At 65.7% G+C, this 25,141-nt stretch carries 17 protein-coding genes; all 17 read right to left on the reverse strand.

Annotated elements, in window-relative coordinates:
- Window positions 1-257 precede the first annotated feature (257 nt).
- Window positions 258-704 carry an REP-associated tyrosine transposase gene (locus ACUZUJ_RS12495; RefSeq protein ID WP_458220554.1) on the reverse strand — a complete coding sequence of 149 codons (447 nt, stop codon included), beginning with the start codon at window positions 702-704 and terminating at the stop codon, window positions 258-260.
- A gap of 179 nt (window positions 705-883) precedes the next feature.
- A complete protein-coding gene (locus ACUZUJ_RS12500; RefSeq protein WP_101765618.1) occupies window positions 884-1,642 on the reverse strand; it encodes a 2,3-dihydro-2,3-dihydroxybenzoate dehydrogenase in 759 nt (252 codons plus the stop codon).
- On the reverse strand, window positions 1,633-5,523 hold the full coding sequence (locus ACUZUJ_RS12505; protein WP_458220553.1) for an enterobactin synthase subunit F: 3,891 nt from the start codon (window positions 5,521-5,523) through the stop codon (window positions 1,633-1,635). The genes ACUZUJ_RS12500 and ACUZUJ_RS12505 overlap by 10 nt, the downstream gene beginning before the upstream one ends.
- Window positions 5,520-5,777 carry a phosphopantetheine-binding protein gene (locus ACUZUJ_RS12510; RefSeq protein WP_049444621.1) on the reverse strand — a complete coding sequence of 86 codons (258 nt, stop codon included), beginning with the start codon at window positions 5,775-5,777 and terminating at the stop codon, window positions 5,520-5,522. Before ACUZUJ_RS12510 ends, ACUZUJ_RS12505 begins: the two co-directional genes overlap by 4 nt.
- A complete protein-coding gene (locus ACUZUJ_RS12515; protein WP_049444619.1) occupies window positions 5,777-6,409 on the reverse strand; it encodes an isochorismatase family protein in 633 nt (210 codons plus the stop codon). The genes ACUZUJ_RS12510 and ACUZUJ_RS12515 overlap by 1 nt, the downstream gene beginning before the upstream one ends.
- Window positions 6,409-8,061 (reverse strand): (2,3-dihydroxybenzoyl)adenylate synthase, encoded by a 1,653-nt coding sequence (locus ACUZUJ_RS12520; protein ID WP_458220552.1) that lies wholly within the window; start codon window positions 8,059-8,061, stop codon window positions 6,409-6,411. Before ACUZUJ_RS12520 ends, ACUZUJ_RS12515 begins: the two co-directional genes overlap by 1 nt.
- Entirely contained in the window at window positions 8,058-9,251 is a 1,194-nt protein-coding gene (locus ACUZUJ_RS12525) for an isochorismate synthase (RefSeq protein ID WP_049444614.1), read from the reverse strand. The genes ACUZUJ_RS12520 and ACUZUJ_RS12525 overlap by 4 nt, the downstream gene beginning before the upstream one ends.
- Window positions 9,248-10,444, reverse strand: coding sequence for an MFS transporter (locus tag ACUZUJ_RS12530; protein ID WP_049444613.1), 1,197 nt, complete (start codon window positions 10,442-10,444; stop codon window positions 9,248-9,250). The genes ACUZUJ_RS12525 and ACUZUJ_RS12530 overlap by 4 nt, the downstream gene beginning before the upstream one ends.
- Before the next feature lie 294 nt (window positions 10,445-10,738).
- Window positions 10,739-11,533 carry a hypothetical protein gene (locus ACUZUJ_RS12535; protein WP_197586759.1) on the reverse strand — a complete coding sequence of 265 codons (795 nt, stop codon included), beginning with the start codon at window positions 11,531-11,533 and terminating at the stop codon, window positions 10,739-10,741.
- The gene (locus ACUZUJ_RS12540; RefSeq protein ID WP_197586758.1) at window positions 11,533-13,431 is read right to left on the reverse strand and encodes a hypothetical protein; all 1,899 of its coding nucleotides are present in this window, start codon (window positions 13,429-13,431) and stop codon (window positions 11,533-11,535) included. Before ACUZUJ_RS12540 ends, ACUZUJ_RS12535 begins: the two co-directional genes overlap by 1 nt.
- Before the next feature lie 98 nt (window positions 13,432-13,529).
- On the reverse strand, window positions 13,530-14,009 hold the full coding sequence (locus ACUZUJ_RS12545; RefSeq protein ID WP_197586757.1) for a hypothetical protein: 480 nt from the start codon (window positions 14,007-14,009) through the stop codon (window positions 13,530-13,532).
- Complete coding sequence (locus tag ACUZUJ_RS12550) at window positions 14,006-15,256, reverse strand: hypothetical protein (RefSeq protein WP_197586756.1); 1,251 nt, start codon at window positions 15,254-15,256, stop codon at window positions 14,006-14,008. The genes ACUZUJ_RS12545 and ACUZUJ_RS12550 overlap by 4 nt, the downstream gene beginning before the upstream one ends.
- 43 nt (window positions 15,257-15,299) lie before the next feature.
- Window positions 15,300-17,999 carry a spectrin repeat-containing protein gene (locus ACUZUJ_RS12555; RefSeq protein WP_197586755.1) on the reverse strand — a complete coding sequence of 900 codons (2,700 nt, stop codon included), beginning with the start codon at window positions 17,997-17,999 and terminating at the stop codon, window positions 15,300-15,302.
- Between the two features lie 255 nt (window positions 18,000-18,254).
- Complete coding sequence (locus ACUZUJ_RS12560; RefSeq protein ID WP_197586754.1) at window positions 18,255-23,225, reverse strand: tape measure protein; 4,971 nt, start codon at window positions 23,223-23,225, stop codon at window positions 18,255-18,257.
- Window positions 23,222-23,383: a hypothetical protein gene (locus ACUZUJ_RS12565; protein ID WP_429000179.1), complete on the reverse strand. Its 162-nt coding sequence runs from the start codon at window positions 23,381-23,383 to the stop codon at window positions 23,222-23,224. The genes ACUZUJ_RS12560 and ACUZUJ_RS12565 overlap by 4 nt, the downstream gene beginning before the upstream one ends.
- Before the next feature lie 185 nt (window positions 23,384-23,568).
- Window positions 23,569-23,928 carry a hypothetical protein gene (locus ACUZUJ_RS12570; protein ID WP_197586753.1) on the reverse strand — a complete coding sequence of 120 codons (360 nt, stop codon included), beginning with the start codon at window positions 23,926-23,928 and terminating at the stop codon, window positions 23,569-23,571.
- A gap of 160 nt (window positions 23,929-24,088) precedes the next feature.
- Window positions 24,089-25,066, reverse strand: a complete 978-nt coding sequence (locus tag ACUZUJ_RS12575; protein WP_197586752.1) for a hypothetical protein — start codon at window positions 25,064-25,066, stop codon at window positions 24,089-24,091.
- Between the last annotated feature and the right edge of the window lie 75 nt (window positions 25,067-25,141).

Raw genomic sequence — 25,141 nt, forward strand, 5'->3', positions numbered from 1 at the left:
CTGCCCAGCAAGACCAGCGCGCACCGGATTCCCGAGGATGTACAGGGCTTGCCGCGCCAGCGACTCCTCAACCCTCAACGCAACGGGTAGTGCCGGCCGCTGGCCGGCATCACGCCCAGACCGACCACGCATGCGGGTACTCGCCAATCTGCCCGGCAAGACCAGCGCGCACCGGATTCCCCAGGATGTACAGGGCTTGCCGCGCCAGCGACTCCTCAGCCCTCAACGCAACGGGTAGTGCCGGCCGCTGGCCGGCATCACGACCAGGCCGACCACGCATGTGGGTACTCGCCAATCTGCCCGGCAAGACCAGCGCGGACTGGATTCCCCAGGATGTACAGGGCCTGCCGCGCCAGCGACTCCTCAGCCCTCACTGCATGATCGAAGTAGCCAGGCTGCCATACCGTACTTCGACTGCCAGCCAGGCGATTCAGCGCAAGTGCGCTCGACGACTTCATTCGACGTGCAATGTCTGGAAGATGAGCTGCACGCAGCTCGAACATCCAGTGAACATGATCCGGCATGACAACCCGTGCGAGTGACTGCACCAGCCCTCGCTGTTCGATGTAATGCAACTGGTCGATTACACATGCTGCTGCAGCTTCGCTTTCAAAGAGGCGGCAGCGCTGATGCGTGGTCGTTGTCAGAACGTAGACCTGACCGACAATGGAACACCGGCCCAGGCGGAGGCGATCGCTGCTCATGCCCCATGGTGGAGCGATCATTGGACATTGGCTGTCGGACCCTGCCTCGATGGGGGTTGGGAGATGTCTGAAGTTGAATGAGGTTGCCGGCCAGCGGCCGGCACTACCAGGGAAATTGGATTGCCGGCCAGCGGCCGGCACTACCGGGGCCATGGGTTGCCGGCCGGTATCGACAGGACTCAGCCGCGCAGGGTGGCGCCGCCGTCCACGTACAGGTCACTCATCGCCACGTGCCCAGCCTGCTCGGAGAGCAGGAACATCACCGAATGGGCGATGTCTTCCGGGGTGGCCAGCTTGCGCAGCGGGATGCCGGCCTTGTACGTCTCCAGGTTGCCGGCGATCACCCGCTCTGCGCCATGCTCGTCCTGCCACATGCCGGTCTGCATCGGGGTCAGCGTTGAACCCGGGGCGACGATGTTGCAGCGGATGCCCAGCGGCGCCAGCTCCAGCCCGAGGCAGCGGGTGAACATCGTGGCGGCGGCCTTGGACGCGGCATAGGCGGCCATGCCGTGCCGCGGTACCCCGGCCGCATTCGAACTGACGGTGACGATCGCGCCCTGGCCTCGCGGTGACATCACCCGCGCCAGCGCACGCCCGACATGGAACACGCCATCGGCATTGACTGCGAACACTCGGCGCCAATCGGCATCGGTAGTCCCGGTCACCTCGCCCACGTGCAGGACCCCGGCCACGCTTGCGGCGAGACCGATCGGCCCAATGCTGGCTTCTACACAATCCACCAGTGCGTCCACCGCTACGCTGTCGGTCACATCGAGCGCAAACGCCTGCACACGTGCATCCACTACCGCGGGCGCCTCGCGGTCGGTCGCCACCACCGTGCAGCCGGCCTCGGCCAACAGCCGTACCAGTGCCTCGCCGATGCCGCCGGCGGCGCCGGTCACCAGTGCCACGCGACCTTCAAAGCCGGTCAACTGCATGTTGCGATCTCCTGTTGCTCATCCCAGTGGCGCAGGCGCGCCGACAGCCACGGTGCCAGCTGCGCCACCGCATCGCGGCCGGTCAGCTCGGCATGCAGGAACGGCAGTTCCAGCGCCTGCACCTTGCGTGCGTGCTCGCGCCACAGCGCCGACTGCAACTGTGCCCGCGCCTGATGGTCCCGGCCAGCACGGACATGCACCAGCGTGCCGTCGAACGGACGGTGGATGTGTTCGCGGATCAGCCGGTTGGTGCCAGTCACCGCGCGCACCACGCCATCGAGCACCACGTCCGGCAGGCTGCCGAGCGCACTGCCGCCACGGCGCAGAAAACCAAGAATGTGTTCGCGGCTGTCCAGCTCCGGATGCGCATCCGGGTCATGGCCGGCAATCGCCAGCAGTGCGCGCAATGCGGCGATGGCATCGGGCTCAGGTTCGGCCCGCCAGCATTCGCTGGGATAGGCGTCCAGCAGCACCAGTTCGCCGACTTCACGCCCGATTTCATGCAGGCGCACGGCCATCGCCTGGGCGAGGATGCCGCCCACCGACCAGCCCAGCAGATGCACCGGTCCTTTCGATTGCAGCGCAACCACCCGCTGCACATAGTCATTGGCCATGGCTTCGATGCTGGACGGCAACGGCTGCTTCGGATCCAGCGCGGGCGACTGCAGGCCGTACACCGGGCGTGCCGGCTGCAGGGCGCGCGCCAGGCTGCGGTAGTTCCAGGCGATGCCACCGGCCGGGTGCAGCACGAACAGCGGAGTGGACCCATCAGCATCAGTCGCAGCCAACGAGATCACCGGGCCCAATGCGTGATCGGCCAGCGCCGGCGGCTCGGCAATGCGCGTCGCCAATGCGGCCACGGTCGGCTGCGCGAACAAAACGCCCAGGCCAAGGTCGCAGCGCCAGCGCTGCTCGATCGCGAGCAGCAGGTGCACCGCGGACAGCGAGTCGCCGCCGAGGCTGAAGAAGTCCGCATCCACCGCCACGGGCGCATCGTGGCCCAGCGCCTGGGCGAACAGCACGGCCAGCTCCTGTTCCAGCGGCGTGCGCGGCGCCAGCCCGGCAACCTCGTTCTGCGGCGGCTTCGGCAAGGCATTGCGGTCGAGTTTACCGTTGACGGTCACCGGCCAGTGATCCACACCGACGAACGCCGAGGGCACCATGTAGTCCGGCACGCGGGTGGCCAGGTGGCTGCGCAGCATCACGGCATCGGCAAGCGCCGCTGGCACATAGGCCACCAGCCGCGCATCGCCCGGCATGTCCTGGCGCAGCAGCACTTCCACGCGCTCCATTCCCGGCAGCTCGCGCAGTGCAGCCTCGATCTCGCCGAGCTCGATGCGCAGGCCGCGCAGTTTCACCTGGTGGTCGCTGCGGCCGAGGTATTCGACCGCACCATCGGGGCGCCAGCGCGCCACGTCGCCGGTGCGGTAGATCCGCTCGCCCGGCAGGAAAGGATCGGCCAGGAAGCGCTCGGCGGTCAGATCATCGCGGCCGAGGTAGCCACGTGCCAGCTGCACGCCGCCCAGGTACAGGTCGCCGGCCACACCGACCGGCACCGGCTGCATCCGCGCGTCCAGCACATACAAGCGGGTATTCCACACCGGGAACCCGATCGGCACTGGCCGCGAATGGTCCTGGGCCGAGGCCGGCCAGTAGCTGACGTCCACCGCGGCTTCGGTCGGGCCGTACAGGTTGTGCAGTTCGGCGTCCACGCGCGCATGGAAGCGGTCGCGCAGCGATGCGTCCAGCGCCTCGCCACTGGTGAATACGCGGCGCAGCTGGAGGCCTTCGGAAGCCGGCGCGGCGAGGAAGGCGTCGAGCATCGAGGGCACGAAGTGCGCCGTGGTGATGCCATGATCGCGGATCAGCCGCGCCAGCTCGGTCGGATCGCGATGCGCATCCGGCGCGGCGACCACCAGCGTAGACCCGCACAACAGGGGCAGGAAGAATTCCCAGACCGAGACATCGAAGGTCGCCGGGGTCTTCTGCAGCACGCGGTCATCTGCGCGCATACCGTAGTGCTCGCGCATCCACAGCAGGCGATTGACGATGGCACGGTGCTCGATGACCACGCCCTTCGGCTCGCCGGTCGAGCCGGAGGTATAGATCACATAGGCTGCATCGCTGGGCGCCGGATCGGCCCACGGCGCTGCGAAACTCAACGCGGTCCATTGCTCAGGGGCAAGCACCGGCACCCCGGCCAGTCGCGGCTGCACGTCCGCCGCTGCCAGCACGCAGGCCGGTTGCGCCGAGGCTAGGATGCGGGCAAGGCGTTCGTCAGGATGCGCCAGATCCAGCGGCAGGTAGGCGGCGCCCGCGCGCAGCACCGCCACCAGCCCGATCACCAGTTCCAGCGAGCGCGGCAATGCCACTGCCACCACACTGCCCGGGCCGACACCCATCGCGCGCAGCTGCGCGGCGAGTGCGAAGCTACGCGCTTCCAGCGTTGCGTAATCCAACGCAGCGTCTCCGAACACCAGCGCGGGTGCGTGTGGATCGCGGTCCATGCCCTGTTGCAGCAGCTCGACCAGGGTCGTCTCCGGCAGCGCGTGCGCGGTGGCATTGAATTCCTGCAGCACCTGCTGCGCCTCCTCGGGCGTCGCCAGGGGCACGGCTGCGATATCGTCAGCCTGCAGCGCCGCCGACACGAAATGCAACAGCCGCGCCGCGTGCGCCTCGACATCCTCGCGACTGTACAGCGCGGGATTGGCCTCGATCTCCAGATCCAGCAGCGCCTGGCCATCGCCACGGAAACCCAGCGTCAGGTCATCCACCGGCCCGGTGCACAGCACCTGCAGCGCCGCTTGCACGCCGGGCAGGGCCAGCGGCTTGTAGAACGGCTGCACATTCACCAGCGGACCATGCAGCCGCTGCTGCGTGCCGACCAGACCGAGATCACGACGCAGCTGCTCTCCGCGGTAGCGGCCGTGCTTGCGACCCTGGCTGAGCTGCCGGCCCAGCCCACGGGTAAAGGCCTCGACGCTGCCCTCGCCAGCCGCCACGCGCAGCGGCAACACATTCATCACCATCGCCGGCACCCGCGCCGACGCATTGCCGAGCCGCCCCATGTAAGGCACGCCCAGCACCACTTCATCGGCCGCGCTCATCCGCCGAAGGTACTCGGCCGCCAGCGCGGCCAGCACATCCGGCCAGGGCTGCAGCCAACGTACCGATGCCTGCAGCAACTGCTCACGGAATGCCGCATCGAGCGGCTGCACCCAGCGCAGCGCGTCGTCACTGGCCGCGAGCGTGCCGGCCAGGCCCACGCCCGCCGGTGCGCCCTGCATGTGCTCACGCCACCACTGCCCGGCCTGCGCGCGGCGCGGATCGGCACGATAAGCGGCATCATCGGCCAGCACGCCCGCCAGCCCCGGCAGGGACTCACCGGTACGACCGGCATACACCGCGCACACGCGATCAGTGAACAGCGCCATGCCGTATCCATCGGCCGCCAGGTGATGCACGCGCAGGTACCAGACCCAGCGCTGCCCGCCCAGATCAAGCAGCACCTGCTGACTGATCCGGTCACGGGTGGGATCGACCGGGCTCAGCCGATCGGTGTGCATCAGGTTGCGTGCCACAGCGGCGGGATCCGCCGCGGTGGAAACATCGCGTACCCAGAGCAACGGCACGTGTGCCGGGTCATGCCACTGCAGCGGCTGGCCATCGGCACCTTCGGCAAAGCGCAATGCGAAGGCCTGGGCCTCGCCCGCAGCCTGGTCTGCCGCTGCAATGAACGCGGCCACGTCCAACGGACCGTCGATCCACACCGCGTGCGCGGTATTGAATGACGGATTGCCCGGTGCCAGCCGCTGTGCGAACCACAGTCCGGCCTGGGCCTCGGTCAGCGCCACCGGCGTGGCCAGCGCGACGGCGTTCATGCGTTCTGCGCGGTCTGCAATTGCTGCACCACACCCCACCACTGACGCAGCGTGGTGTGTTCGGCCAGCTGCGAGAACTCCAGCGGCAGGCCGGTGTTGCCCCAGGCCAGGACCAGGCCAAGCATGCGCATCGAATCCAGGTCCAGATCGATCAGGTTGTCGTCGTCACCGATCTCGGCCGGCGTACATTCCAGAACGCGCGCCACGTCGGCACGCATCCGCTCCAGATCCAGCATCTCACCCGTAGCAACCATCACAGCACCTCCAGCAGCTGATCGGTGGTCATCGGCACACCGGAGGTGCGCGCGATCCAGTGCAGCGCCTGATCGTGGTCGGCGCGCGAGAAGTCCGCCACCGCATCGGCGGCGATGAAGGCCTCGATATCACGCTGGAACGCCTCGACCACGGTCGCGGTGCAGCCGATATGGGCGTACACGCCGGTCACCAGCAGCTGGTCGCGCCCACGCACCCGCATCAGCGTTTCCAGGTTGCTGCGCTGGAATGCGCTGTAGCGATGCTTCACCAGCACGTGCTCGCCCGGCTGCGGTGCCAGCGCCTCGATGATCGGTTCATGGTCGGCGCTGCGGCGCATTCCCGGCCCCCACAGGTCGGCCTGCAGGCCACGGTCACGGCGATCCTGGTCGCCATGCTGGGCGGTGTAGAACACCGGAATGCCGTGTGCTCGGCAATGCGCCAGCAGGCGCACGATATTGTCCACCGCCGGCCGCAGTGGCGTGCTGCCGGCGTCGAATGCGGCCAGGAAGTAGCGCTGCATGTCGTGCACCAGCAACGCAATTCGATCGCGCTGCGGGCGCCACGGGCCACGGGCCTGCGGCAGTTCGGCGGCGGTCGGCAAGGGGTAATCGGTAATACGGGGCAGCGCCATCAGCGCGTTCCTCCTGTCTGTTGCAGATGACGCGCGCGCAGCTGCGCGCGCAGTTCGCGGCGGCTGATCTTGCCGACCGCGGTGGTATCGAAACTGTCGACGAACACGACCTGGTCCGGCACTTTGAAGGCGGCCAGGCCGCGCGTACGCATCCAGGCTTTCAGTGCCGGCGCCTTGATCGGCTCACCGTGCTGGATCACGAACGCGCAGCTGCGCTCACCGAGATACTCGTCGGGAATGGAGACCACGGCGGCGTCGAACACGCCCGGGTGGGCCAACAGATGGTCTTCGATCTCCTCGGCGGAAATCTTCTCACCGGCCCGGTTGATGTGGTCGCCCGCGCGGCCCTGCACCACCAGGTAGCCACCGGGCAGCTGCTGTACGCGGTCGCCGGTGCGGTAAAAGCCGTCGTCGGTGAACGAACTCGCATTGGCCACCGCATCGTTATGGTAGCCACGAATGGTGTGAGGGCCACGGGTCAGCAGATGGCCCACTTCGCCTTCGGCCACCGGCTGATCATGGTCGTCGACCACCCGCACTTCGTCATCCGGACTGATCGGCCGGCCCTGGCAGGCCACGATCAGTTCCTCCGGATCATCCAGGCGCGTGTAGTTGACCAGTCCCTCGGCCATGCCGAACACCTGCTGCAAGGTGCAGCCCAGGCCGTCGATCACGCGCCGTGCGGCTTCCGGCACCAGTTTGGCGCCGCCTACCTGCAGTACCTGCAGGCTGGACAGGTCATGCTTGCTGGTGGCGGCCGCCTGCGCCCACAGCAGCGCCAGCGGCGGCACCAGGCCACAGCAGGTCACTTTTTCGCGGGCGATCAGCGGGAACGCCGCATCCGGACCCGGGCCAGGGCTGAGCACCACGCGCGCACCGGCATACAGCGCGCCGAAGAAGCCGGGCGAACTCATCGGAAAATTGTGCGCGGCCGGCAGCGCGACCAGGTAGACGCTGTCGCGGTCGATGCCGCAGAGGTCATTGCTGGCACGGAACGAATAGATGTAGTCGTCGTGGGTGCGCGGAATCAGCTTGGACAGCCCGGTGCTGCCTCCGGAAATCTGCAGGAACGCCACCGACTGCGGGTCCGGGTCGGCCGGCAGCTGGCTGCGGTCTCCCTGCAGCGCCTCCAGCGCGGTGAACTCCGCCGCATCGCCGTCGATCACCACATGGCGCACGACCGGCACTTCGGCCTGCAGCGCCCGCGCCAGCCCGCGATGATCAAAGCCATCGTGCAGGTCGGTCGTGATGTAGGCACTGGCCTCCGCCTTGTTGGCGAAGTGCACCAGCTCGGTGATGCGGTGCGCAGGCAGCGCGTAGACCGGCACCAGGCCGGCGCGGAACAGCCCGCATACGGTGGCGATGAACCCGGCGGTGTTGCCCAGCTGTACCAGCACCCGCTCACCGGGCTGCAGGCCGAGCGCCAGAAGGCCGGCACCGATGCGACCGGCTTCGTGCCACAGCTGCGCGTAGCTCAGGCGGACGTCACCAGCGACCACCGCGATGTCATCCGCGTAGCGTTCCGCACGCTCGCGCAGGAATGCCGGGAAGGTCTCGCCACGCCAATGACCCGCCTCGCGATAGCGCGCCATCAGGTCATCAGGCCACACCTGCTGCAGTGGCAGGCGGGAAGAAACGGTAGGCGTGTTCATGCAGCAGGCTCGATGGCGGGCGCGGATTCATGGACACCCAGCGCGTTCAACAGGGCAGCGAACTTCGCTGCGGTCTCGGCCACCTCGGCCTCGGGCTGCGACTCAGCGACGATGCCGGCGCCGGCGTACAGGCGCAGCTGCGTACCCTGCAGGCGTGCGCAGCGGATCGCCACGTACCAGTCGCCATCCCCTTGCGCATCCAGCCAGCCGACCGCGCCGGCATAGAAGCCACGCGGCACCGGCTCCAGCTCGCGAATGCGCTGCAGCGCCGCCAACCGCGGCGTACCGCAGACCGCCGGGGTGGGATGCAGCTGCGCCAACAGCTCGGCCGCCGATGTCTGCGGATCCTTCAGAGTGGCATGGATGCGGGTGCCCAGATGCCACATGCTGGCGGTGGCATGCAGTGCCGGGCGCGGCTGCGCATCTATGTGGCTGCAATACGGTGCCAGGCCCTCGACGATGGCCTCGACCACATGGCGGTGCTCGTCATGGTCCTTGGTTGAAGCCAGCAATGCCTGCGCGGCACGCTCGTCCTCGACGGCATCGGCGCTGCGCCGCGCGGACCCGGCCAGCGGATGCGACAGCAGCTCCGCACCGCGCTTGCGCAGCAGCAACTCCGGCGTTGCACCGACCAGCCAGGCCGGTGTCTGCCCCAGTTCGACCGGCAGCGGCACCGCATAGGTCGCCACCGAGGGATCCGCGCCCAACCGCGCCAGCAGCACCTCCGGAGACAACGCCTCGCGGGTGCGTGCCAACAGGCTGCGCGCCAGCACCACCTTGTGCAGGTCCTGGTCGGGCGCGCGCAGCGCCTTCACTGCCGCGGCAACCGCAGCGGCATAGTCCTGCGCTGCGGGCTCCGCCTGCAGCACGCCCTGCAGCGCCGGTGCCGCCTGCGGCTGCAGCGGCAGGGCCGGCAACAGGCGCTCGGGCTGGTACAGCGCATCGTCGGCACGCGGCTCGAACGGCACTGCACCGACCAGCAGCCCCGGGCCGCCACGCTGCTGGGCAAAGAACGCCGCAACCCGCTCAGCCAGGGTTGCCAGCGCGCCATTCGGCAGCGCGGCCCGGCAACCACGTGCGTGCACGTGCTGGCCGGCATGCTGCAGCAGGAACAGCGACGCGTCGTCAGTGTTTTCCAGCGGCGCCGGCGCAGCCTCCGGCCACGCGCCCTGCATCAGGGAATCGTTCATGGGGTCTCCTTCATCCGATGCGCTGCGGCCAGCACGCACAGCAACAGCAGCAGTGCACCGACCAGCAGGTATGGCAGGCTCGGCCCGCCGCGATACAACAGCGTGCCGAGCATCGGCCCGGCCACCATGCCCAGTCCCTGCGCGGCAGCGACAGTACCGGCGGCAGCGCCCTGCTCGTGTGCCTCCACCGCGTCGGCGGCCAACGCCTGGAACGAGGGGAATACGAAGCCCATGCCGAATGCAGCCAGCGCGTAGGCCGCAGGCAGTTGCCAGGCCTGCTGCACGCCCGCCACCGAAGCAAAGCCGATGCCGGAAATGAGGGCGCCAAGAATGATCCAACGGCGCGGGTGTACCTCCAGCTTCATCACCAGCGCCTGCGCCAGGATCAGGCCGACACCGACCGCAGTCAGCGCGATGCCTGCCATGCGTGCACCCGCAGCGGCATCCAGGCCCAGGCGATCGATTGCGAAGAAGCCGACCGTGACCTGCGCGATGGTCACCGAGACCATCGCGATGAACGCCGCGAGCTGCGGCAGGCGCAGGCGCGGGTCGAGACGGCTCATCGGCGCGCGGCGCTGCGCGGAAGCACCCAGCACCGGCGGCGTCGCTGGCAGCCGCCAGGCCAGCAATGCCAGTGCCAGCAACGGCAGCAACGCGGCCACGTACAGCGCCAGCGAAAGATTGGTATAGGCCAGCCAGCCGGCAGCGGCCGGACCCAGCACCATGCCCAGCGCGTTGGCACTGCCCAGGCGGGCGAGGAAGCGGGCGCGCTGCCCGGTCGGCGCCTTGTCGGCAATCAGCGCGGCAGCGGTAGGCGGCACCGCCGCGTAGAACAGGCCGATCAGGCCACGCGCACCGACCAGCACCAGCACCGATACCAGTACCGGCGGCACCGTCTGCAGGGCGACGTCGATGAACACCGCCAGCGCGATGTAGACCACGGTGTACGCGCTCATCGCCAGCATCAGCACGCGCTTGCGGCCGATGCGGTCGCTGAGCTGGCCCCACGGACGGGCCGCCAGCATCCACAGCACGCCGGCAGCGGTCACCGACAGTCCGGCGTGCCACTCGGACAGACCGAGCAGGCGGACCACCGGGCCGATCACGGCGACGAAGGACATCATCGCCATGGTGCCGATCAGGGCGGCCAACACCAGCGCCGGCAAGCCGGGAACGACGGGACGTGCATGCATGGAACACCAGCCGTAACAGGGAGGGATCGCCGGGCGCACCTGCGCCCTGCCTGGCACCAGCCCTGTTCAGGACCGGACGCCAGCCTCAAATGATAACGGCTCGTATTTGCATTTGATACCCATTCTCTTGAACGGGCACGCAACAGCGACTTCAGCGCACGGCGCGCAGGTGTAAGCGGACACTGATTCTGCGAACTCGGGACTCAGGGTTTGAAAAGCGCCTGAGCCGGGCTCAAGCCCCCTTCAAAGCCCATTCCAAGGCGGACTAAACGGCCCTGGGCTGGCGCGGCCAGCCTACAGCGGGGGGCTCTCCTCAAACGTCCAGGCCCCGCCGTAGTAGTCGCCGCCAAGGTGAGTGGCACCCCCAAGCGCAGCCTGGCCGTACAAGGCGGTTGCATGCAGCTCGGCAACGTCCAGGACGCCAGTGCCTGCGCCCCAACGGGGAATGGCGACAACCCGCCGCCCGCCGCTCAGCCGGTGGCGCAGGCGGTCAAGATCCATGCCGCCGCCCAGCCCGCCGGCACGGACCTCCGCAACCCTCAGCGGGGTCATGTCGGCCCGCAGCACCCTATAGGGGCGACGGGCAACAACGTTCAGGCCAGAGCCCAGGGTGCGCTCCCTGACACTGGGATCAACCGCTTCCATGGACCAGCCTATCTGATGGCCAATCTCCACGGCCGGCATGGCGACCAGCTCGCCGGCATCAAAGTCGGAGGCCTCAACCTCGAACTGCACGCCAGTAAGTGCCTGGCCCCCGTCAACGATGAACCAGGCGGCCAAGCTGTCGTCTGAAAGCGCTATGACGGGCTGCAGGGCGCTATTGCCCCCGAGGGGGACATCGAACCCATCCTGGCCAGCCAGCCGGCCGACCAGCCTGACCGGCGTACCCGCAGCGCAGCTGAGCCCCAGCAGACCCGCGATCCGGATCTCAGCCGGGGCGGTCCAAGCAAGACGCAGGCGCACCAGGCCGGCATCGCTATGGATGCGGGCCACGCTTGTGGGCCGGCCATCTGTCAGCGCTCCAAGGTTGATGGCAGCGCCACCGTCCACCGTCGCAGCCCCTACGGGCTGACCAAAGCCAATGAGCATCAGGCCCCCCAGAGTTTCAAGACGTGATCGCCAGTAACGGGATTGCTGGTTACGCCAGCCACCAACACCTTTCTGCCATGCTCCAGCCCATAGCGCGGGTAAGTGATTCGGCCCACCTGGCCAGGCCGCAGACGAAGATCGGGCCGCCCACTGAGGCGCACGGCGTAGAAGTTCCGGGGAACCTCGTAGAGCGCAACGATGCGCTCAATCTCTGCCTGCGCATCCTCGCTACGGTCAAACCTCGATACCACAGGAGCCGCCGAGTCTGCATGGGCGTAGCGTTCGGCCAGCCTGCCACCCGAGTAAGCCTGACCGCGATACTCAGCAGTCAGCTGCTGCCGCCGCTCAGGTGGAAGCTGCACCAGGTCAGTAATCAGATCACCGTCATTCAGAGCGATGCCGTTGGGTTGGTAGGCCATGCGCCGGGATAGATTCGGGGCCAAGTCGGGAAGCACGATCAAGTCAGCAGCAAACTCGCCCCAGCCGAGATCAAACGAAAGCGAATCGTCGTGGACCGCATCAGGGTCTACGAGGCGAGCGATGCGAAGAACCCCCGCCTCATCCTGCCACCAATCGGCTGCATAGGCGCTCAGGATCTGACCCAGCGCCTCTCGCGCTGTTATGCCACCCGCCGCGTAGAACCCGACTCCTGCATATCCCGTCTGCGCATCGATTGCGCTTGCGTCTGAGGACGCCCATGCCGTCTTGCCAATCCGGGAGAACACCTCGCCAGCCGCTTGGCGCAGGGTAGTCGGCGCCATCTCAGGAAGCGTGGACACGTCAGCAATGACCGGGCCAACAGGTGGCGATGTCAGAACCAGGTGCTGCCCCTCTGCCGCCAGCGTATAGCCGGTGCCGGCAACCAGGACTGCACCGCGATCCATGACATCCCCCACACTGCCCAGCCGATAGTCACCAATCCATTGCTGGCTGCCATCACTATTCACGGATACACACGGCGCGCTGCGCACTGTGCCAATGATTGCCGGCATCGTCTGCCATGCGTTGCTTTCGCCGTGAGGAGGAAGGAACACGGCTCGACCCAATGGGGTATCCAGGTCACCATGAGCATCACGGAACGTCAGCAGCTTTCTGCCGTCGTCCTCGATGTCGATCTTGTCCAGGACATAGCGCGCGACCGCGCCCGCCTCCGATAGAGGCCGGCCCTGGTAGACCTGTTGAACCGCGACTGGCTGATTGCGCAAAGCGCCAAGTGCTGCGGCATCGAGCAGGCCCGTCGAATCAAGCACACGAACCTGGGCAGTACCATTGCGCGAGGCGCCTTCCCAAGGCCAGAAACTTACGCTGGCCACCGTGCTCAGTCCTTCATTGGCGAGCAGTCCGAGATAGGGTGTGTTAGCGGGCGTGTCGGATGCGCTGCTCATGTAGTCCTCACTGCCCAGTCGGAACGGCGAGGCCAGAGCGGTCTCGACGAACCAGCCCGTAGCCACAGCATCACTCAGCCCCTGCCATTGGCCAGCATTAACGGCGCAGGTCAGCCCTTGCGGTTTGGAGCTGGTGATAGAAGCTGCGAAATGAACCGCGCCTGCTACAGGCGCCAGGACATCGGCAACCTGATTGCCTTCAATAAAGAACCTGATGCGCGACGGCGAGCCAACAGAAACAACCAGGCCCACCGTTGATCCCTTCGCAGGCACTGGCAAGCCAGTGGTCAGCACGCTGCCATTGGCGATCACCTCTCCACTGTGCAGTCGCCAACCAACGCCGCCGGCATATCCGACCTCTGCCGACAGCGGCGCGGTGGGCATGACAACACCGATGGACGCGGCAAGCGGATCATCGCCCCAGAAGCAGAATTCGACGCCATGTGTGCCTTCGTCATGGGCGATGTTGCTACGCGCCAGGCGAGCAACAGGCAGGGCTGCAGCAGCAGACATTGTCACGCCACCAGCACCCACCGAGAGGCCAGCTCCCAACGGACTGGATGACCACATGCCGAACGTCTTGCCTGCGGGCGAGATGGATGCGGATTCACTCACAGGCCCGCCACCTCTCGATTGTCCAGCGGCAGCGACACTGTTTCAGGCCAAGAAAAGTCCTCCGGCTGCGGCAGCAGCACACGCACCTGCTCCCAGGTCTCGACGCCGACGGGCGGCGCCAGCACCAACTGCTCCAGCTTCTGATTCACGGCATCGCGCCAGGCGACCAGCGCCCGCGCTTCCTGCCGGTATCGGGTGACGCTGCTGTTGTAGTAGCTGGCGCAGTTCGGAATGTCGTCGTAGCCCCGCGCCCTGACTTCAGCATCCATCCATGTGAAGGCGGCATCCCGGATCGCGCGGAAGTGTTCCGGGGAGTACAGCGCATAAGGTGGGTTCGCCGGATCGGGGACGCCGCCTGCCGCCAGCCACTCTCTGTATGCCTGCGCTTCGGAGCTGGTCGCAGTGACGTTGATGAAAGTGTCTGATTGGCAATGCCGAACGACAGACGGGCTGATGGTAAGTTGATAGATGCTCACAGCTCTGCCTCAAAGAGAACGCGATAGGGTTGTGCTCCAGAGCCCAGGTAGCCAGACGCGCTCCCGGCCGTGGCTTGGTTGGCGGTAGCGACCAAGGCCACCGTCCGCTTCGAGACGGGGATGTAGCTTTGGCCGACAATGGATGCACCACCCGACATTCCCACGCCGGTCAACGTCGGCGGCGCGCCAACACTTCGCGCCGTCGGGATGGTGCGCATGTCAGTCGGGGCTTCGAGGAACGCCAGTACCTGCGAGTTTCCGAGGCCGTGGCAAAGTACGAATGCGTTGCCAGTGGTCACCTCGTAGGCGTAGCAGTAACGCTGGCACAGGAGCCTCTCCAATGCTTCCGGGCGCTGGTAGAACGCCGTGGCCGTGGCCCCACGCTCAATCTTCACCTCAGTGAAATGTACGTCGCCCGTCTGCGCTCCCAGGCTATCGCTACGAGCGTTCCAGTTGCTCCCAGCCGATGCCCAAAAGGCGAATCCGAGGGAGTTGTTGGCGCCGAAAGTCTTCCCAGCAACCGACGGAACCTGGACCGTATGCGTGATGGCGTTCAGGCCAGCGGCAAGCGTGAACTTCCTTGCTCCTATGCCGGAAAGCGTAGTGCTCCCGCCCGCTCCGAAGTTCTGGCGCAGCTCCAACGCAATCTGCCTGCCGGCTTGACCACTGTTGTAGACCTTGAAGCTGATGGTTACCGCTTCCCCGGCATAGGTTCCCGCGTCCTCGATCAGCTGTTCATACACAACGTAGTGGCCGGCTGGATCGGTAACTGCGCCATAGCTCACTCGCGCGAATGCCGGCGCGCGGATGCTGGCGAACTGGCCAGGGGAAATCGGGTTGCGAATGACGTTGGGAGACTCAACACCGCCTGCGTTGAAGTACCAGCGATCGGCAGTATAGGCTGGAGCGACAAAGGATGTGCCGCGCTCCCAGAACCGGAAGTCGCCGTTGATGAAGGCATTGTCGCCGATGATGCGCCATCCCAATGCCTCGGCTTGTACCTGCCGCGCGATCTGCTCCGCATCGATCCGCTGCCCCAGTGCGTCGTCGCCCTGCGCTCGGGCCTGCGTCTCCTGCTGCAGTCCGACCTTTAACGCTTCCACGTCCTGGCCACTGGCCTCCAACACGGAAAGCCGCTGCTCGGCGTCTTGGGAATTCTCGTTGACGATGGCAAAGGCGTCGTAGGCATCAACGCCAATCTTTCCATTCGGCAACCTGATTTCTTGATCGATGTGCTTCTGTGTCATTTCTGATTCCTGCTATCTGACAGGCGCGCTGCAACTGGCGCCGTTATGCTTCCACGGAGATGATGGCCAAGCTCTGGTCAATCGTCTGGCTTTGGAAGCTGCCTGATTCGTGACGAACGTCCTGCTCGGTGAAGCCAGTGATGAGGCCTCGATAGCGCACCTGCTTATCACTGGGGCTGCTGTCGTTAACGGTGAAAGAGCCGCCCCAGCTTGAGTCAGCGCTGTCCGGCCCATCGAATTGATTGATGATGCGCACCGCGCCTGTCGCAACGAGCGTCTGCCACAGTTGCTCAGCGTCGGTGCCGATCTGTCGATAGATCTGAACCGTCGCGGTGTTCTGTCCCCCGCCAGCAACGAAACCGTCAGAGCCCATCGTGGTCTTGGTGCGACGGTGCCGCCTGGAGAAGCTCACGGTCACTGTCCTGGTGCGGCCATTGGTGGAGAACGGGCCGTTCACCAGTTCCACTCCCACAGTCTGTGTCGTCGTGGTTTGGACGGCGTTCTTGAGCACGCCGGCTGACAGTTGCCCGCCAAAGTAGGCGCTACCAGAGGCATCCATCCACATGACGGCATTGGACTTGGAAGCCTCTGCGGCGCCCACGTTCGGCCCGAAGTAGTCAACCAGGTCATCGCCGCCACGGCCGAAGCCGGTGCCGATGATGCGCTGCGCTGCTCCCTTCCATACACGGAGGTAGCCTGCTCTCCACTCCATGCCTTCCGCTGCACCCGGCGAGATCACCTCAAAGGTGTTGCTCGCAAAACGCGTATTGACCACTTGCCCGTTGTTGTCGATCACCATGCCGCCGATCAGCTTCCCCTGGCCTGCGTCCGCAGTGACGTACATGAAGGCGCGTGCCAGGACTGAGCGAAGGCCGTCCGCGTTCTGAGTGACCTTGGATTCAATACCCTGCATCGCCTCGGCGCTGGCTTTCCCGTCGAGCTCGACACGTACCGAGTCCAGGCGGCCGGAGAACGCCTGCAGACCTTTCTCGGTCTGCTCAACCCGCGTGGTGACCCTGCTCACAGACTCGGCTGAGGCCTTGCCGGCGAGCTCCACGCCGAAGTGTTCGATCTGCTCAGCCTGCGCGGCCTGCTCGGTTGCGACCAGCTCGATGGATCGGGTGGCGCTTGCCTTGAACTTTCCGAGCTCAACGTTCGTGGACTCCACCAGTTTGGCCACAGCGCGGTCGCCTTGGGCGATCACTGATTGCCAGGTGCGCGTGCCTGAGTAAACGTCCCGGTCGCCGGCATTCCAGTCGTGTTCGCCCACATGCCGGTAGGTAAGCTGCGCCTCCAGCGACGTGGCCCGCTCGCCAACCGCGCGCAGTCCTTCCTCGGTGTCTTCGACGCGGCCACTGACTGATTCCAGGGCGTCCACACCGGCGACCTTGCCCTCACCGTCGGGCATGCGCACGGACACCTTCTGGATGGCAGTCGCGTTGGCGCTGTCGCCATCCGCACGCGCCTCGCTCTCCGCCAACACGCTCGCTTCCGTGGCAACCTTCCCATCGCCGGCAGGCATCCGGGCCTGCAGCAGCTCCGTGGCGCGGGCATTGGCTTCGTCTGCAGTCACGCGTGCATTGCGCTCTGCGGCATACAGGCCCGTGGTAACGCCTGCAGGATCAGTGCCTTCATAGTCGCCCCTCAACTGCGCTGCGAGAGATTCACGCTTGGAGGCTTCCGCCAGGTCGGCGCGAACGAGAGCTGCAGTTTGCTCCTGCACGAACGCCACGCCCGCACCAGGCGTCGGGCGCCCTATGGCTACCCAGTCGATGAGGAAATAGCTGCTGGCCTCTTGCGCTGCGCCGACCTGCAGCCGAATGGCGTTGATCTGTTCTGGCCACCAGGGGATGTCTTGAAAGTCGATGGTCGCCACGCCCAGGGCGTCCCACAGCGGCTCTGGAACAACCATAGAGCGGGCTTCGTTCCAGATCGGAGCAGCCTCGGTGTTCCACTGCAGGCGCCCCGCCCAAACAGGCGTCCCAACGCGCTTAACCCGCAGTTTCAGGAATCGATACGTGGTGCCATCCACCAGCAGGCCTGCCGGCGACTGGACATAGGGGAAGCTGGAGGCATCGGCCGGGCGCAGCCAGCCATCCACAATCGTGGGCGTGTCAGCGCCGGTCCAGCCCTCGGGATCAACGGCAAAATACCAAATAGCTTTGCTGTCGAACTGGGTTCCACTGCCGGCGGAGACCAGCGAGAGCGCGTAGGCGAGCGATTCCACCTCGTTCTGGCGAATCGCGGCCTCCTGACTGACACCGGCCTGCCACGCCAGCCGCTCATTGAGCAGCGCCTGGATGCGGTCGGCGATCTCCTGTTGCAACGCATCTGCTTGGGCGAGCAGGCCCTGTGCGCGAAGGTTGGATTCCTCTGTGAGCTTGTTGGCCAGGTCGGCAACCTCGGCGGCGCGCTTCTGTGCTTCCTCCGCATCGGCGTTGAATCGGTCAAGCTTCTCCTGGTCGAGCTTCTGCTGGATCTCAATCAGCTGCGCGGTGGTCGGGGGGGCGACCGGCAGCGCGGGGTTCTGGCTTGAGTCTCCCGACGAAATTCCGTTGACCAGGACAGTGACTTTCCACCAGCTGACAGTGCCGGTGACATCGGTATAGGTGAAGCGGGTATCGCTGGTGCGCGTCACGATTGTCCAGATGCCCGGTTTGCCGCTGACATCGGACGCACGCCACACGACATACACAGCGCCTGCCAGAGGCGACGCCTGCCAGGTGATGGTGATGCTCTCCATGCCGGGTTTCACTTCGACATCCGTGGGAGGCGCAATCTCTGCCACCGCCCTGGGAAGCGACGCCCAGCTGGCGCGTGCTCGCGGCGCCGGAGTGATCTCGGGCAGCGGACCAGCACCAATGTCGATCAGTAGAACGGGGCGTGTCACAGGGGTGGAGCTCCAGTTGGGTCTATTCGGTCGATCTGCAAACAACGTTCACGGCTTGCAGGGATGGGGCGGTGCAGCGGCCAGAGCCGCAAGCATTACGGAGCGGTGTCACAAGGCCATCAGCGCTGTTTTCTCCCCTTGATTGACCAGCCTCTGCAGGCCGTCGCGGACCTGAAGCAGAACCTCATAGTTGGGGTCATAGGTTCCGCGCGGAGGCGTGGAGGGAACCGTGGGGGATGTCGACGTACCATTGGGAGTGCCTGGCGATCCGGTTGAGGGAACCCGGTTGTCGGTCAGCACCGCCACCATCTCCTGGGCGATGCGCTTGGGCAGATCAAAAAGGATCTCGGCCAGGTCGGTGATGTCGGTTTGCTGGTTCTGCAGATACTTCACCAGTTCATCGGTTGTCAGGCCGAGATCCTTGGCCAGCGCCTCTGGGCTGATCCCGGTAACACTGCGCAGGATCTCAAGCGGGTCGGTGCCACGCACACCGGCCAGGTCGGAAACGCCCTGGGCGATGCGCTGGGCGCGCTCCAGGCGTGCGGCCGCCTCCTGCTGCTGCTCCAGCGCGGCCTTTTGTGCGTACAGCTGCTGCAGCGAGGTTGCGGCGCCGTCGCCGCCGAATTTCTTGGCCAGTTCCAGTACCTGCGCGTAATCAACCTGGTAGCCCTGGCCACTGGCATTGAGCTTGCGGCTCACTTCCAGGAACTGCTGGGCATACTGGGTGAAGCTATCCAGGTTGCCGGCACTGGCCGCGCTTTGCATCAGGTCCGAGGCGGTGGTTCGCTTTTGGATGTCGGTATCGGGAGAGAGCGTGCTGCTCAGCTTGAGCGAGTTGATGAAGTCCTGCAGCTTGCTGCTGGTGCCATCAACAGAGCCGCCGAGGCGCTGAATCTCATCGTTGACGCGATTCAATGCCAGGCCTACCAGCTCGGACTCCAGCGACTTGGCCAGGGCATCGGCCTTGAGCTGGGCAGCCTGCCGAACCTTCGCCAGATCCTGCTCGCGAGCCGAGAGGCCGCCCAGGGCCTTGGCCTGTTGCTGCAGGGTGCGGATGCGCTCCTGCTCCTCCTGGCGCACGGCCAGCAGAGACTTGGCAAAACCGCTGAATCCGTCGGTGGCGATCTCTTGCTGAGCGGCACCGACCACGCTGCCGTATGAGGAGGCTGCGCTGGCGACGGCCTTAACCTGCTCCTCCATCGTTGTTCCGGCAGCCTTGGCCATCTGCTGGAACATGGATGTCGTGCGCTTGACCAGGTCGATTTCCTGAGAATTGAGCGCTCGGCCGAGCTCCTGGGCATTGCCGGTCATCAGCTCAATAGAGGCCGCCAAGCTGGTCATCACGTCGCCAGCCTCGAACCCCTTATTGAGGAACTCGCCGAAACCCAGGATGGAGACGCCCTGGCCGGTGAGATTCTTGGCCGCTCCCGTTATCAGCTGCTCCAGCTGCGCCTGCGCCTTGTCCGGATCAGCGTCGAGCTGGACCTTGCCGAGGTCTACGCGAACCGACGACAGCTGACGGTTGATGTCTACGCCCAGCTGCTCCGCCAGGTTTGCGACACCGGCACGGGCTCGACCAGTGGCCTGGCTGAAAGCATCTGTGATGGTGCTATCGACCTGGCCATATTCGGTCCACTTCTTGTCGCTGCGGAACAGACCACCCTTGGCCTTGATGTCGGCATAGGACTGCCCGGCGAACCCGTCGAATCCGTAGGAGCCGGTCAGGCCCTGGGCCTGGATCTGAGGTTTCTTGCGACCGAACAGCGCGGCATGGATGGAGGAGCCGGACAGAATGGACGCTGCCTTGGCGTTCAGGCCCAGCTTGCGGGCCATTGAATCGACATGGCCAACGGCGCCGAGGGTGGCGATCTTGCCGCCCCAGCTCTCGCCGTTGGCGATGTCCCAGCCCTGATCGAATAGCTCGGCGTTCTTCATCATCGCCGCGACTACCCAGCCGATGATCGGAACGGCCATGGAGGCGGAGGCAGCGGTGCCACCTGCAGCCCCCGTTCCAATGAAGCCACCCACATTGTTGCCGAAGCCCATCATCTTGCCGGCATCGGCCATGCCGGCGCGCCAGCCGCCACCGGCCATCATGGCGTTGGTGCCAGTGAGATTGCGGCCACCTCCAATGATGTTGGCCAGGCTGTTCATCCAGCCTGAGCTGGCGCCGCCCTGGTTGCCGCCACCGAACATGCCGGCGATCTGCGACAGCCAGTTGCCACCGTTCTGCCCACGCGATGCGCCAGACAATGCTCCGTTGATGGCGTTGGTGAGCGCATCCTGGAAGGGCCTGACCAGGTTCTGTTCCAGCATGGTGCGGACGATGTCGCGCCAGCCTCGCTTAAAGATGTCCTTGAGGCGGCTAAAGAAGCTCTCCGACTTGTCGAGGCCGCCGCTGAACATATCGGCAAGCATGTCAGCCACGTCCGCAACGCCACGCGTACCGACATTGGCCCACTCTTCCAGGTTGGCCGTCTGTTGCTCGATCCGAATGGAAGTGTCCGCCCATGCTCGCGCCTGAGCGATCAGGCCGGCGGTCGCCTCCGCATTGATGCCAGCACCGGCCTTGTTGGCCTCGTTGATGGCCTGGAGCATGTCCTGCTCGTTGCGCAGCTGCCTGGCTCGGCGCTCGCGCTCGATGCCGACCACGCCCAACAACTGGACCTCTCCGCGCAGAGTGTCGAGCAGCGCAGTAGGGGCCTGCTGCTGCTTGGCCACCTCGGCGGTGTTCTTGGCTAGCTCGGCCGCAGATGACTTCACCAGGCTTTCATAGGCTTGCTGGGTGATGAGGTGCTTGGCCAGCTCCCGGTCGAGCTCGGCGATGCGCTGCTTGTGCTGTTCCTGGGCCGCCGCCATCGGGCCGGACAGCTCGGCAGCAGCCAGCGCTGCCTGGCGCGTGTACTTGGCCTGGGAGTCAGCCTGCTGCTCGGCCAGGCGGGCCGCCTGCTCGCCGGAACGCTTTGCCTCGGTCTGGGTACGGGTCAGGTCACGGGTCGCCGCATTCTGCTTGTCCAGCGTCAGGGTGAGCTGGATGAGCTGCTCATTTTTGGTTCGCGCCAGCTGATAGTCAGCGCTGGTCGGGTCCAACCCTTTCTGCGCGCTCTCGGTGATGAACTGCGCTCGCATGCGGGCGGCCTTGCCCTGGGTCTTCTCGATCAGGTCCAGCTGTACGCTCTGGATCTGCTTATCGAGACCCTCGTTGACCGACTGGAGGGCAGCCTTGATCGCGGCGCCAGCGCTCTTGGCGGATGCACCAAGTTCACCAAAGGTGGCAATACTGAGCCGGTTCCGCTGCTCCACGTTGAGTTGCTCATCGGCCCAACGTTGTAGCAATGGGCGAGTCTGCTCCAGTGTTTGCCCTTGGTCCGCCTGCCGACGCAGCAGCTGTTCCAACGAGCTGCTCTGTGCCTTGGTCGCGTTGGTAACTCCTGCGGCGCTGAGCACCATGTTGGCCGAGACCGAAATGGCCTTGTCATAGCCCTTGCTCAGGTTGTCCAGGCGAAGCCGCGCAGACTCAATGGCTTCCGAGGCGCTCTCCAGTTCCTTGTCGAATCCAAAAGGCAGAGCACGATCACGCGCCTCAAACGAGCGGCGCGTTGCCGCAAGGCGCTCGTACTCATCGCTCAGGTTCTTAATCTCTTTGCGGGCTGCCTCAATGGTTTCAACCGTGCTAGAAAGCTCCGCGAATGAGGTGTTCGCAGTCTGCTGATTGAACTCCTGCAGCACCCGCATGGCGGGCTGGAAACCGGCTGTGACGGTCTTTGACAGCTCCTGTGCTTTCTGGTTGCTGTTCATCGCCCATGCGACAAACAACGACAACGCGGTGATGGCCAAACCGGCGGGGCCGCCAAACGCGCTCATGGCCACGTTGAGGCCACGCATAGCCGCCGCCTTTGCGGTCAGCGCCACGGATGCAGCCTGGGCGGCAGCAGCGGTGCGCAGCTGCGCAGTAGCCAGCGCCTGCTCAGCCGCGGCTACACCACCAGCAACGCTCATGCCGGCGCGGGCGGCCGACAGACGGCCTGCGGCCTGCTGCTCGGCCACACGGGCTGCGGCCAGCTCCTCACGCGCGAGCGCCCGCGAGGCGGCGGCAGCCGTGATCTTTTCGGCGGTGGCCCTGGCCAGGCTGACCACCAGGCGGCTGCCCAGGGCGACGGCCAGGACGCCAGCAATCTGATCCAGGTGCTGCATGTTGTTGGCCAGGAACGCGATGCCCTGGGCAATTCCGCCACTGGCACCGAGCTCCTGGGAGGTTTCGCCGACGAACTTCGTGACGCTGTTGCGCAACAGTTCCATGGCGCGGCCAACGGTGAGCGGGATCTGCTCAAACTCGGCAGCGATGACGCTGGACTGGTTCTCAAGCGCGGCCACCATCTGATCGACCGTCACCTTGCCGTCGTTGACGTGCTTTCGCAGCTCGCCCATCGACAAGCCCATGCCATCGGCCAGCGCCTTGGCCAGGCGTGGGGAATTCTCAACGACTGAATTGAACTCCTCCGCACGCAGCACACCGCCCGCCAGTGCCTGGCTGAGCTGAACGATAGTGTTGGCGGTGGCGACGTTGCTGGCGCCAGAAATGGCAAACGTCTTGTTGATCGATTCGGTGAGTGCCAGCTGCCGCTGCTGGGTGATGCCGTACTCAGCCGTGGACTGAGCCAGGCGCGCATACAGCGTTGCGGTGCTGTCGAGCGCGGTGGCCGTCCGCTGGGAGATGTTGAACACCTGGGCGGACGCGGCCGCATAGGCCTTGTGTCCGTCCGTGGCCAGCTTGAGGCGCGCCGAAATGTTGGCGTAGTTGTCGGCAACGCCAATGAGCGCTCCAGCCGTCTGAGCGCCGATGTAGGTGGCGATGGTCGCCCGAGCCGAAGACAGCGCACTGGAGGCCGCAGAGACACGGCGAGCGGTGGAATCCGCCGCCGTACCGATTGTGGAAATACCTGCTGCGCCTCGGCGTGCCTGGTCGCCGGTAGTTCCAGCCGTAGCACCCAGCCGCTTGAGCTCGGCATCCGATGCCCGGACGGCAGGCACCAGGCGGCTATTGTCGGCATCAAGGCGGAGGGTGACGGTTGGGTTCACGGTGTGTCCGAGGCTTCGCGGTGGGCCGTTGCTGTCGTGCCAATCAGCACGTCAAGCGATGGCATAAGGTCAGGCAGCTCGCGCTGGTCGATTCCCAGGAGGCAGGCAGCAGCTTGGATCTCGCGCGCCTCAATGCCGTCGTAGATCGGAGCGTGCATTCCCGTGATCCAACGAGGCTTGCAGCGCGTAAAGAGTTGGACGGCAGTCCAGTTCTCCTCCAGGACGGGGATGAGGCTGGGCAGCTCCTCGCCGCCGCCCCCGTCGCGCAGAAAGTCCGCCGCGCTGACGGCGCCTGCAGGTTCATGGTTCCTGTCGGCGCCGTCAGAGCGTGGACCCTTCCCAATCAGCGCCCGCGCGACGGCTTGGAGTTTTTTACGTGCGCCCGGCCGAACTGGTCGAAGTAAGCGCCGATGATTGCCGGCTGCAGGAACGCGAAGAACGGGCCATTGAAGACTTCTTCCAGGGCGGCGTCGCCCTCGATGGCCTTGCCGTCGGAATCGCCCAGGCCGGTGACGCTGACCAGGATCTTGCGCAGATACTCCTCATCTTCAATGGGGCCGTCCTGCAGTGCCTTGACTTCCTCGCGCGCGAGGATCTTGACCTGGCACTGGATGGAGCCGGTGGCGAAGACGTTGGGCTGTTCGGTGGGGATGCGCAGTTCCACCGGCAGGTGCACGGTGTTGGTACGAGCGAGACGAAGCATGTGAGTAGTCCTTGGGAAGTGGTTTGGCAGCCCCTTGATTGGGGACGGGACCACTTTGCCGGGGTGTGATTGCCCAGCGGGACTAAAGCGCTTCACTGAAACAGAAAGGCCCCGCACAGAGGCGGGGCCGGGGTGAGTGTAGCTTGTTGCCCGCGAATTGCTACGGGGTGCTGTCGCCGAACTCGATGTAAAGCTCGTCGCCGCCGGCATCGCTGGCCACGCACGGGCCGGTGAGCTCCCAGCCGTAGTCGCCATCGATCTCGACTTCATTGATGTTCTCGATCTGGCCGCGAATGCCCAGCTCGCTGTAGAGCTTGTTCTTCTCGGTCAGACGCAGCGCCACCTCCACCACGCCCGCCGCATCGCGCACCGCCCACGGGTTGAAGTCACCCAGGGCGGTCTTGGCCACGCGCAACGTCCATGTCGGGGCGCGGTCGCTGATGCCACTTTCCTTGTGGCTGGTGTACTCCTTCGATGTGATCGTGTTGCCCACGTCCACCGACAGCGACTTGGCCCACACAACCAGGCCCGAGCCCCCATCAACGATGATCGTCGTGCGGGTGTTGTCCGCGCGGGCGACGGTTGGCACCACGGCGGTGGTGGTGATGTTCGGCAGGCTCTCCTCGGCGATGGTGTCGTAGTCGCCCTGGATGCGGATGTTGCCCTTGAAGCGCTCGCCGACGGCGAGTGCCAGGTTGGTGAGGTTGTGGCGGGCGGCGGCAATCTGCTTGACCGTGCCGGCGTGCCAGAACTTGGCATCGGAGATCGGCACATTGGCGCTGATGGGGTTGTAGCGGGTGGTCTTGGCCGCAGCGTCCTTGACGGCGGTCATGCCTGCGGGGAGCAGCAGTGGTGCGCAGATGGCGTCGGATTCAGTGGCGGCACCAGGTGTGGTCGGCGGGAACAGCTCGAACTCGCCTTCGATAAAGGCACGCCTGGCGCCCACAGCGAAGGGCTGTCCGGTCAAGAACGGGCGATCAACCGGGCGCTCGATCTTGTCGAACTCGGTGCCGCTGCTGCCGTTGAACAGCAGCACGCCATCTGCTGCAGCATTGGGGACAATCGGCACGGAGGCCGATGCGCGCAGCGCCAGGGCCAGGCCGCGACGCTTGAAGGATTCCAGGTTGGGCTGGGCCATGGTCAGTTCTCGGGTGTGGTGGGTGAGGATCGGCGCGAGCGGGGCTGGCTCGATGCCGGCGGTGGCGGCGGTTCG

The sequence above is a fragment of the Stenotrophomonas sp. S4 genome, assembly GCF_054187805.2.